The organism is Bradyrhizobium sp. SRL28 (assembly GCF_018596315.1).
Lineage (GTDB): Bacteria > Pseudomonadota > Alphaproteobacteria > Rhizobiales > Xanthobacteraceae > Bradyrhizobium.
In genome coordinates this window covers 1-10,315 of the sequence record NZ_JAHEAG010000097.1, presented here as the reverse complement: position 1 = coordinate 10,315, position 10,315 = coordinate 1, and the positions used below count along the sequence as shown (strand labels likewise).

Sequence of the window (10,315 nt, the reverse complement as noted above, 5' to 3'; positions counted from 1 at the left end):
TTGGCGGAACTGCACAAGTCACGCGGTGATGGCTCCGCAGCCCGCAAGGCCGAGGCCGACCTTGCCAGAACCTGGATCGGCGACCGTAAGCTGTTGCAGATTTCGAATCTCTGAAGCGTGCGCCTGACCCGTGCCGATGAGGTGATCGAAGGAGGTCGCGGCTTCCGTTCCAGGCACCTTTGAGACATGCCCGCCGATCCTGAGAATGTCCGTTCACCGCGGTAGACCGGAAGTCGCCGTGGTTCGGCCAAACCGACGCGATGACCCATAACTGACTTAAGCCAAGCCGCCCTAGCTTTGTCGGGCTCTTGCCGAGGGAAGCCAAGCTTGCAATCTTCAGGGCGGCTTTGGCGATTGGCGGAAGTGATTTTCATGACCTTTGCAGTATCAACATCCGGTCACTTGGATCGTCGTCCGGCAAGGAAGCCGAACAAGGCGCGTCCATTCTATGTCGGGTTAAAGTTTTCGCGCGAGCTTGAGGCTGAGTACCAAGCGTCCATCCTCGAAAGCAAGATTTGGATTGGCCGGTTCGGGATGATCCTCGGCTTACTCCTGAACGCCATCTACACGGTATGGGATTGGTTAGTCTTCGAGGTAGCCTTCGGGGAGGTGACCCTAATCCGACAGGTGTATGCCAACAGTTTTCTCATATTCGCCATTGGCCTGACCTACCTTCCAGCCTTGCGCACGCGAATGAATGAACTCATGGCTCTTGGTGCAGTCGGCTATGCTGCATTCTTTGCCTTTATCAATACTCTTGAGCAAACGCCGTATATCTTCATCGGCAACGGCGCGATCATAAGCTTCTTCCCATTCCTATTCATGGCTGGAAGTCTGAGATGGATGGTCGGTGCAAGTCTCGCTACGAGCGCGGTCTTGCTTGGCATTATTGGCTCGGGACGCGGGATAGACCGTAGCTTTGTCTTGCTCGCTTTACTCGACGTTGGAGTGACGATGATGGGAATTTGGTTCGCCGTCCTGCTGGAAACGCTGAGACGACGAGAATTTCTAGCCAGCCGTGACTTAGCTGAGGAGCGTCAAAGATTTCGCCAGTTGCTCGTGCGAATTCTTCCAGAAGGGATTGCAGATCGGCTCCAAGAGGGTGAAGCGGTTGCCGACAAACATCAGCAGGTAGTCGTGATGTTTGCGGACATTGTTGGCTTCACCGCGATATCGTCCCGGACAGATCCCGACCGTATCGTTGCTTGGTTGAATAAACTGTTCGCCGCGTTTGATGCGATCTGCGACCGGCATGGGCTTGAGAAGATCAAGACAATTGGCGACGCCTATATGGCCGCCCATGGTCTCGGTGACAACCCGGGCAAAATTGCGAACAATGCGTAGAAGCTGCCATTAAGATGATCAGGGCCACCCAATCGATGCCGGCACCGGATGGGACGCCAGCAAAAATCAGAGTCGGCCTGAACTTTGGGCCCTGCCACGCAGGAATTATTGGCGAACGGAGATTTCTTTATGACCTATGGGGCGACACCGTAAACGTTGCAAGCCGAATGGAAGCGGCCGGCGTACCAAACGCGATCTTGGTCACTGATGAGGTCCGCGCCGAACTCCCTAGCCAATACGATTTCCAATCGCTGGGAAAGAGGGAAATCAAGGGGCGTGGGCTGATGAATACTTGGCTACTTGCAGCGCCGGTAAATTTCTAAACTGGTCTTTGGAAGGGTAAGGCGTTTGGCCCTTTTGGGAAGTAGTAGTCCCCATGTGTGATGTCCGCAGTTGGGGGAAGACCGGAAGCGGTCAGCGTGGGATAAAGCTGGCTGCACTTATGTTCAGCATATCGTCCGCGTCTACTGAATGCATATCAGAGAAAACTGCCTTATGCGGAAAAGCCTCACGACCTCTCTTCGTCCCCGGTAGTCCCTTGGCTGCGGCGTCCGGGGCGAGGCGGGCAGTCGTCCGTCGTCCGTTAGATGCCAGCGACAATTCCGCCAAGGAAGTCAGGCATTCATCTTGGTCCAGCAACCTGGGCATGCAGATAACAAGGGCGGTACATCGCCTCCAACTGCTTGCCTCGCAGGAAAATCATCCGTGGACTCAAACCCCCGCGATTAGCGATCCATTCCCGGACTTGCGATGGGTACATCGAATAGAGCATCCGGGTGGCCCCCGGATTGGTAATGGCACGTCCGCGGGCTCCAAAATCCCACGCTGCGTGGAAGGCGAGGTTGGCGTTCCGAGTTACGCAAATTCGCTCGTGAGGGATCGCTCCGAGGACCAGTGTGCAGGACGAGGCGCAAAGGCCGTCAATGATTACTGTTTGGCCTGAGGCTCGCAATTGTTCGTATCGTTCTACGTAACGACCGATCTGTCCGCCCCGATCATTAGCAATCCGAACTACCGCATGGCTTGTACCCGCACCCGCCAGCAAGAGCATTGCCGCGAGCAGCCCCGTAAACAATTTCATGCTTCCTGCCCTCCACAGATGTGATGCGTAATTCAACGGCTCTGATAGCTGCACCGGATCAAGGAAGAATTGTGGTAGGGTTCGCCACTGTTGTCACCGGCTCGGGGCGCACCCGGTATTATGTGACCATGCGACAACCTTGCCGGTGTCGGCTAGGTTTGTTGGTGACTGGGTGTGGAAACAATCATGATTAGGAACGGCCTCTATTCGTTGAATGCTACTTCCCGAGATGGCGTAGCCGAGGACGTTCATGGCGTGCTGATACTGCGCGACGGTCAGGTGCATGGCGGCGATGCCTACGTCTATTACACAGGAAGCTATGAATGCTCCGCCGGAAATTGGCAGGGTAAAATAACCAGTCAAGAGCATACCCCGACCGGGCGACCGATGGCGGCCAAGGTCCAACACATCGGGTTCTTTGGCACCTACAACGATGCCGGTGCCAAGGTCGATGCAATGGCCCTCATTGGCGAGCAAAGCGTTCGATACGATGCAACGGTGCGCTTGCTGGTGGCAGACTAGATTCAATATCTCGGCCTAAGCTTACAATTCGATACGGACAAGCCCGGGCGGTCTGGCGATTTCCGCTATTAAGGGTAGGGCGGACTTGGCTCGAGCGCGGCCCCGAGGTCTGAGTTTGACCCTGGCTGTGTGAAAACGCCGTGCTGCTGTTATGATTCTCCTGTGATTCTGTGGGGGAATCGATGAGGCGCTTCGTTGAAGAGGCGGATCGTGGGCAATGGACACTATTGCCCGAATGCCTCGATGATTTCATTGACGAGAGTAACCCGGTTCGGGTGATCGATGTGTTTGTCGGTGCGCTCGATTTGGCCGAGATGAACTTCGAGGGGGTTGAGCCAGCGGCAACTGGTCGACCATCGTACCATCCCTCGGTTCTCCTGAAGCTATATATCTACGGCTATCTGAACCGGGTTCAGTCGAGCCGGCGGCTCGAACGAGAAGCTGACGCAATGTCGACTGTCATGTGGCTGCTGGGTCGGCTCAAGCGGGCGTGGTTCTGGCGTCGTCGGCTTGTCGCAGGCCTCTTGCGGCTTTGTCTTCCTAGAGGCAAGGCGGCTCTTCCGGGTCCCGGCCAAGGAGCTTTTTGGGTGTCACAGAACGCACGTCCGAAACCTGTCCTCTGCTTTGTTCGGGATCGTCGAGCGAAGCGGCAGAAATGATTGTTGCGAACTCCTTCAGAATCTCGGGGTGATTGTCATCGAGATAACGCCTGATGTTGCCATTGCCGAGCAGCCGCGAAACATACCGTGTGGCGGTCGTGAGATCGAGCATGTCCATTCCATAGGCGGCCTCGGTCGCCTTCAATTCCTTCTGTGCGGATTTCAGCTCGCGCTCCATCAGCGCAAGGTCTGCGGACGTAACCACTGCAGGAGTGCCCGGCCTCGCGGGCTTTATGCGATCGCAGTCCTTCGTGGCGGCCAGCAGCGCTTTCGCATAGGACGACGAATAATTTGCACCGGCGAAGGGACCGAGGCCCTGCGGGAAGCGCTAGAGCGCTATGCCTTCAAGCTCGAAGTGAAGGACTAGCGCCGAGGCCGGCGTCTTTGGCGAATTGATCGTGCAGTTAGATTGTCCAGAAACTTCGGGAGGGCGGCGAGATGGTGACGGATGCGACAGGTGTCACCCTGGTGTGTCTCGGGCCGAGTAGTGGCTTCGAGGTCCGACCGGTTCTCCGGCGCAAGCCGGCGGCCGGCGAGATCGAGGTCGCCGTCGCTGCGGTATCGGTCAATCCCATCGATGTGCGACGCTCGCAAGGCTATGGCCGGCGATTGCTGTCGCTTGTAGCGGCGCGAACGAAACTACCGATGGATTGGATGCGACCGCCGAAGCGTTGCGCCATGCTGCGGAAGACACGCCATCGGGTGCCTTGCCAGAGGATGTTGAGATTGTCCCGGTATTTGACCGCGCCGACCTCGCACCAAAAATTTAGGTGCAATCATGATGAAGAAAAAGCACGGCGTCATTATCGAAACGCCCATGGAAGCGCGTCAAGCTGAGCCCGGCCCCTCGATTCTATTGCTGCTTATCATCAGCGTAAGTGTCGCGGTGATCGCTATGGGCTTTGTCTGGTTCGTGTTCTTCCGTACCTAGTTTCGGGTTGCTTTTGGCTCGGACGATTTTACGGCCGTCATGTGGACAAATTGTCACGCCGGACTGCATTGATCGCGAGCCACGCCAATCCCATGTTCATGAAGCAATCGCAGCATTTCTTAGAAAATGCCGAGAACTGCGCACAACTTGCCGAGCGCGCTGCCGACGAGCCAACTTACAACCGATACAAGCGCATGGAAGCCGCATGGCGGGCTTTGGCCGTTGAGCAAGACTGGCTGAATGGCGAGATTGTTCAGAACGCCAAGCCAGTTAAAGCGAGCGAGACTGTTGGCTAATTGCTGCCGCGACTATCGTCTGTGGAACTTAGCTTTGGCTTCATTTCCGCTTGATCACGCAACGTGGTCAAATCGTCGTAGTTATTCGCAAGACGTAAAAGTCTTCTTTTGATCAGCGGGTCTGCTCCGTCCGCAAGCTCCCGGAGGACGCGCGCCCTATCCCTGTAAAATTGTTTGTCCATGTACGTCCCTCTCAATTTGGAGTACATGCCCGGTTTCTTCGACCGATGATAATAATCTAGATCACACGTCCGACCTTCACGTAGCGAAGCTTACGTTCACATTCTCGCAATGGAAATTTGTTCTTTGATCGCTAGTGAGACAGTCATGATAGAAGCCCGGCTCTGCCTCAATACGATTCGGAGAAAGAATGGCAAAAGCTAAGAAAGTAGTTCGCCGCACGTGGACGAAGGACGATGTTCGAACAATGAAGACGATGGCCAAAGCAAAGTCAGGTGTCACCAAGATCGCAAAGACATTGAAACGCACCCCCGGCGCCACCAGTGTTATGGCTGCGAAGCTGGGTGTTTCCCTATCAACGCGCGCCTAAGTGAAACAACGACGGGCCGTAGTACGGCCCGTCGCCATTTCCACACATTTTCAACGAGAGATTTACTTGTAGTCACGCTGCGCGCGGATTGACCACAGTGTATCCACGCAGTGAACGCGCATGAATTCTCGTTGTGCGCCCGCCTGAGTTCGCATCATATGCCATCCAAGTGTCGCCTTCGGAGGCTGCTTCCGTCATCAGCCCGCGCCCTGCTGCGCTGGCTTGCGATGCCCCGCTGGAATGCGGCCGCGGCCTTGGTCCGTCATCGCGCTGCTGACACAGTGCTGTCCGGCCCGTTTACGGGAATGCACCTGAGCTTGACCCTGGTCTCCAACCGGAATCTGCTCGGTTACCTTCTCGGCACGCAGGAGATCGAGCTGCATGACGCTGTGCGTCGGGTGATTGCGCGTGGCTATCCGCGCATCATCAATGTCGGTGCGGCTGACGGATACTACGCAATCGGATTCTTACGGCAGGCACGCCGGTGAAAAGTTTGGCCATACTTGTTTTGAACAATCTTCGGTCGCGCCCTCAGCCTTGACGGGCTGCGACGATGTCTCTTCTGCTCTCGCGGCAGTAGTAAGCAGGAGAGAAAGCGCGATAGCAGATAGAACGTATTTCATTTTGCGCCTCGTTTGAGCTGCCAACGAGCGGAATCACGCTGCGTTCCGGCAAATTGTCGAACTAGAAAGAGAAACCCTGCCGAGGACCGCTCGGCAGGGCCACGCAGGCGATGGACGCGCAAAGTGGGGCCCTGATCGTCCATGGAGCACTGCGAACTCGTACTGATCGCGGATCAGTTTTCCGTACAAACCTTCATCGTTTTCATGCCAGTTTCGGCTTCGGTCCTGGTTTTGAACACGCCGTTGTCGACTACCGTCGTCGTGGTGGTCGGCCTTTTATCGACAATGGTGCATTTCTTGGTGGTTGCATCTCTCACCACATAATATTCCGAGGTAACGGCGGTTTGCGCAAAGGCCGAAGTGACCGTAAACGCGACGACGGCGCTTGAAAGCAGCAGCTTTTTCATGGTGTCTCCTCCAGTGATAATTGGGCCGAATTGCTTATTTTTCCCGGCCAGCTTGTGTGCGATTTAGTGCACGACGCGGACAAAATAGTAGCCGACGCCGCCGACAACGATCACAGTAGGAACCTCCCACAGCAACAGTACCGGCATTTACGCCTCCTCATAAATTGGCCACGGTATTCCAACGGTGCGTGTTGCCACTTGTTCCCGATACATATCGGCTAGATGGAAAGCAGCTGCGGCACGCGCCCGAAAGCAGTACGGCGAGTTGCTCGAACGGCGGAGGGCCTTGGCAAAGCGCGTACGCGCCTAGGTCATTAGTTTAGGAACTATAGCGGTAGCGAAAGGTTACGAGCGCTCCTGAAACTCTGGAGAAAACTATGAAAAGCTCATTTCTCTACATTTGTATTGGATTATTGGCAGCTACGACGGCGTCGGCGCAAAATCCGCCTGCGCAGTCAGGACCGAACAACAACGCGGTCAATAGTGCCGGTCAAAACAACTCCAACGCTCCGGTCGCGGGTCGCAACAGCTTCACCGAAGGCCAAGCGAAGTCGAAAATCGAGGACGCCGGCTACACCAATGTCACGGAACTAAAGAAAGACGACAATGGTGTTTGGCGCGGCAAGGCGAGCAAGAGCGGCTCAGCCACTGCGGTAAGCGTCGATTTTCAAGGCAACGTCAATTCTGCCAAGTAAGGAAGACCAAACATGACTGTTACCATTTCTCGTCTTTACGATACTCACAACGACGCCCAGCAAGCTGTTAGGCGCCTGGAAGCCGCAGGCGTGCCGCATTCGGACATCAGCCTCGTCGCCAATAACTCGGATGGCTGGTTTAACTCCGACAAGATGGTGGATCGCGATCGCGATGGCGTGGATGATCGCGCCGAGGGCGCTGGGAAGGGCGCTGGCATTGGCGCGGGCGTGGGTGGCGCAGCTGGCCTTCTTGCCGGACTTGGCTTGTTGGCAATACCCGGGCTTGGACCCGTTGTTGCGGCTGGTTGGCTGGCTGCCACAGCGGTTGGCGCGGCAGCGGGCGCAGCCACCGGCGGTATTGTCGGCGCGCTCACAGAGGCAGGCGTGTCTGAGGCAGATGCCCACTCCTACGCTGAGGGCGTCCGTCGGGGCGGCACGCTGGTTTCAGCGCGGGTCGCCGACGCCGAACGTTCCCGTCTCGAAGCGATGTTAGATGAGTCTGCTATCAATCTGCGTGACCGAAGCGCGGCCTGGCAAAAGGCGGGGTGGAAGTCGTTCGATGCCGGCAGCAAGCCCTACGGCGCTGAAGAGGTACGAAAGAACGGGCCCTGTACGGCGGGGGACTTCGTTAATCCTCAAGACGCCCGCTTCGGCGGGCCGTCGTTCGGGTGAGTATCAAAGTTGAACGGGACCAGAGTCGTTACGTTCCAACGCTTGATTGCGAATAATTTGGTGCCCTCCGCTACTGCCGCGGCGGGTGTACGATCGATGCGCCGTTGGGTTTCTGATTTGTCTTTCTGGGCTAAAGCCGTACCGAGGAACGTCATTCTCGGAACCGTTCAGGATGTGCGTTTAACCCAAGGAAAACCCGCTGGCACAAGGCGCTGTACCAGCGTCAAGTGGGGGATACGCGTAGCGTCCATCGCATATCCGGCTGGATAGTTTGCCCGCAATTGAGCGTTCAGCGATATCGATTTAGCGATCGTTGCCCGGTCAGGTAGGCACATCGATCGCGATCAAATCTGGGTGGGGTGCTCCCATGTGGTAGCTCTGGTTGGTTGGCGGATTGCCCGTCAGCTCGTCCTTGCACACCCGACCTAACCCGCCCCAGTTGAGTCACCGCGATGTACACAACAAAAGATCGCGCGAAGGCGGTCTCAATCTCTTCGGTACGCGGTCTCAATCTCTTCGGTATAAAGAGTCGTAGAGCTATTTGAGCTTTCTTGCGTCGACGGGGTCCTCCGGCGAGCTAGGCCGGATCCCGGCGAGCCGATCGACCTACCGTTGGTTGCGGTCCCGACACCCACGCCTGGTCATCCTCCCAATTTCTCAGGGCAGCGAAACGCGGGTGTACCTGTCGAGACACCAGAGGTCACGACGGGTTTCCTAAGTGCGCTTGATGCTGGAGGGACACTTCGCGCGCGCGCCGCATTCTGGTTGCCGCTCCTGGCACTGTTCAGCGCGCGCGTCAGGCTGAATTGGCGGGGCTCACTGTGGCCAAGTCGAGACAGAGCCGGAGACACATACGCCGCTGCTCTTCGTCACTAAACGGACGTCCTCCCATTGTTTAAAAAAAGTTGCCTGCACATGGTCCATTATGAAAATTAGGAACGCGTCGGTTGAGCGCAGTTTATTCGCCGGAACCTTAATCCGTCTCATGCGTTACGGGGCCGAAAAGGAGAGTTCATGCATCGCGTTAGACTGGTGATAGCAGATCGACGTCCCATTGTTTTGCATGGATTTGTATCGCTGTTCGGAGCGCAGCCCGATTTCGAGGTGGTTGCATGCTGTCTCGATGGAGCTAGTTGCCTTGCAGCCATTCGCAGGTTGACGCCCGATGTGGTGCTACTGGAGGACGGGTTCACGGATGTGACCGCGTCCGACATGCTCGCCGTCGTGGGCGACAAAGGCCTTTCTTCCCGACTGGTGTTCTTCACCGCTTCTGTCGCCTGTGGCGATCTTGCCACAGCAATGGCGACCGGTGCTTGCGGCATGATATCGATGAGCGCCAAACCGGAAGTGCTAGTGCAGTCCGTGAGGCTGGAAAAACCGGGGTCAGACCTGGCGAGGGTCGGTAACGAAGCCAATGGAATCGCGTCGTTCGGTAATAACGTTCGGGCAATTCTGACCGTCAACGAGCGGACGATCATGGATCTCGTCGCCGAGGGGTTGTCAGACAGCGATATTGCTCGGGTGCTCGGTGTCGTCCCGGACATCGTCAGGATTCACCTCAACCACGCGCGACAGAAGCTCGGAATCAGCAGCCGTGCGGAGCTCGCCGCGCTCGCGCTGTCGCGCCGTTACGGCGCGATGAGTATCCTGGCAGCTGCTATCCTGGCAGCGTTGGACGATTCAGTCGACGCCGGTCACACTGCGATCGAAAGTTTCACGGTCATGGCCGCAAACGGCTCCGCGAAGGTTGTCACTATCAAAATCAGCCGAAAGGAAACAGTATCAGGTGACACCCCAGAAAGAGCCGCCAGCAAGGAGCGCGGCGGCGCCGGCGCGGCAACTGGAACGTCAAGGCCGATCGGTAAGCTCGTCGATCCGGGTGGCGAGATGGCCGCGAGTTCATTTGCGCAGGCAGCACTCAACGCGCCGAGGCCGAGTTCGAGCAGCTACAGCATCTTCACGATTGCGGCTTTCGGAGCCTTGATTTACGAGCTCGATCGTACCGCCCACGCCGCGCAAGCGTTTGATTTTGGCCATGGCCTAGCTGATGTCTTCCCTTCATCTTCCGCAAGCGACGCTAAGGGACTGGCAGCGGTCGCAGCTCCCAGCTTCGCAAATTTCGACGGCACACCAGCTACTGCAGTGTACGATGGGGCGTTCGCATTCGAGTTCGCCCAAGGCGATACGATCACCAGAGACCACAGCGAGCTTCATGTTGGCGATGCTGACGCAGAGGATAACGGCAGCGACCGAGCGAACACTATTCCCCAAGGTTCCGGAACCATAAACGTTGTCGCGGCGGCCGCGAACGAAGGCACGCGTGACACAACGCAGGCAGGCCAGGATAACGAGCCCAATCATGGTCAAGGGCAGCCCGACTTGCATGATTCCGACAACGGCTCTGGAGCTGCCAAGGAGCATATCAAGCATGAGGCCCCGCTAGACGATCTAAATCACGGTCAGTCGCAGAAGGCCCTGCATGATTCCGACAACGGCTCTGGAGCTGCCAAGGGGCATATCAAGCATGAGGCCTCG

General features: G+C 56.8%; 11 protein-coding genes and 3 pseudogenes. 11 read left to right on the top strand and 3 right to left on the bottom strand.

What is annotated here, in order from left to right:
• The first annotated feature begins 372 nt into the window (after window positions 1–372).
• Entirely contained in the window at window positions 373–1,344 is a 972-nt protein-coding gene (locus KIP88_RS44615; protein WP_214494412.1) for an adenylate/guanylate cyclase domain-containing protein, read from the top strand.
• Between the two features lie 14 nt (window positions 1,345–1,358).
• Window positions 1,359–1,667: an adenylate/guanylate cyclase domain-containing protein gene (locus KIP88_RS48900; protein WP_214494410.1), complete on the top strand. Its 309-nt coding sequence runs from the start codon at window positions 1,359–1,361 to the stop codon at window positions 1,665–1,667.
• A 299-nt stretch (window positions 1,668–1,966) separates the two neighbouring features.
• Here the strand turns inward: KIP88_RS48900 and KIP88_RS47590 are convergent, their stop codons facing one another.
• Window positions 1,967–2,425, bottom strand: a complete 459-nt coding sequence (locus tag KIP88_RS47590) for a hypothetical protein (protein ID WP_249791530.1) — start codon at window positions 2,423–2,425, stop codon at window positions 1,967–1,969.
• Window positions 2,426–2,611: 186 nt separating this feature from the next.
• Between KIP88_RS47590 and KIP88_RS44605 the strand changes: the two genes are divergently transcribed.
• Together KIP88_RS44605 and KIP88_RS47585 are read left to right on the top strand one after the other, a co-directional pair.
• Complete coding sequence (locus tag KIP88_RS44605) at window positions 2,612–2,947, top strand: GrlR family regulatory protein (RefSeq protein ID WP_214494408.1); 336 nt, start codon at window positions 2,612–2,614, stop codon at window positions 2,945–2,947.
• A gap of 182 nt (window positions 2,948–3,129) precedes the next feature.
• A pseudogene (locus tag KIP88_RS47585) lies at window positions 3,130–3,429 on the top strand (transposase); the annotation flags it as partial.
• Between the two features lie 58 nt (window positions 3,430–3,487).
• On the opposite strand, the pseudogene KIP88_RS44595 reads toward KIP88_RS47585, so the two are convergent.
• Window positions 3,488–3,889: pseudogene (locus tag KIP88_RS44595) on the bottom strand (plasmid partitioning protein RepB C-terminal domain-containing protein); the annotation flags it as partial.
• Window positions 3,890–4,384: 495 nt separating this feature from the next.
• On the opposite strand from KIP88_RS44595, the gene KIP88_RS44590 reads away from it, so the two are divergent.
• The 4 genes from KIP88_RS44590 (at window position 4,385) to KIP88_RS44575 (ending at window position 5,871) form a co-directional block, all read left to right on the top strand.
• The gene (locus KIP88_RS44590) at window positions 4,385–4,537 is read left to right on the top strand and encodes a hypothetical protein (protein WP_214494404.1); all 153 of its coding nucleotides are present in this window, start codon (window positions 4,385–4,387) and stop codon (window positions 4,535–4,537) included.
• Window positions 4,538–4,635: 98 nt separating this feature from the next.
• Window positions 4,636–4,833 carry a hypothetical protein gene (locus tag KIP88_RS44585; RefSeq protein WP_214494414.1) on the top strand — a complete coding sequence of 66 codons (198 nt, stop codon included), beginning with the start codon at window positions 4,636–4,638 and terminating at the stop codon, window positions 4,831–4,833.
• Between the two features lie 370 nt (window positions 4,834–5,203).
• Entirely contained in the window at window positions 5,204–5,383 is a 180-nt protein-coding gene (locus KIP88_RS44580) for a hypothetical protein (protein WP_214494402.1), read from the top strand.
• Window positions 5,384–5,700: 317 nt separating this feature from the next.
• On the top strand, window positions 5,701–5,871 hold the full coding sequence (locus KIP88_RS44575) for a hypothetical protein (protein WP_214494401.1): 171 nt from the start codon (window positions 5,701–5,703) through the stop codon (window positions 5,869–5,871).
• 308 nt (window positions 5,872–6,179) lie between these two features.
• Here KIP88_RS44575 and KIP88_RS44570 read toward each other — a convergent pair whose 3' ends face one another.
• Complete coding sequence (locus KIP88_RS44570) at window positions 6,180–6,413, bottom strand: hypothetical protein (protein ID WP_214494399.1); 234 nt, start codon at window positions 6,411–6,413, stop codon at window positions 6,180–6,182.
• Between the two features lie 377 nt (window positions 6,414–6,790).
• On the opposite strand from KIP88_RS44570, the gene KIP88_RS44565 reads away from it, so the two are divergent.
• From KIP88_RS44565 to KIP88_RS44555, 3 genes and pseudogenes are all read left to right on the top strand, one after another.
• Entirely contained in the window at window positions 6,791–7,108 is a 318-nt protein-coding gene (locus KIP88_RS44565; protein WP_214494396.1) for a hypothetical protein, read from the top strand.
• Between the two features lie 12 nt (window positions 7,109–7,120).
• A pseudogene (locus KIP88_RS44560) lies at window positions 7,121–7,740 on the top strand (hypothetical protein).
• A gap of 1,054 nt (window positions 7,741–8,794) precedes the next feature.
• The coding region (locus KIP88_RS44555; protein ID WP_214494393.1) for a response regulator transcription factor at window positions 8,795–10,315 on the top strand (1,521 nt) is incomplete at its 3' end.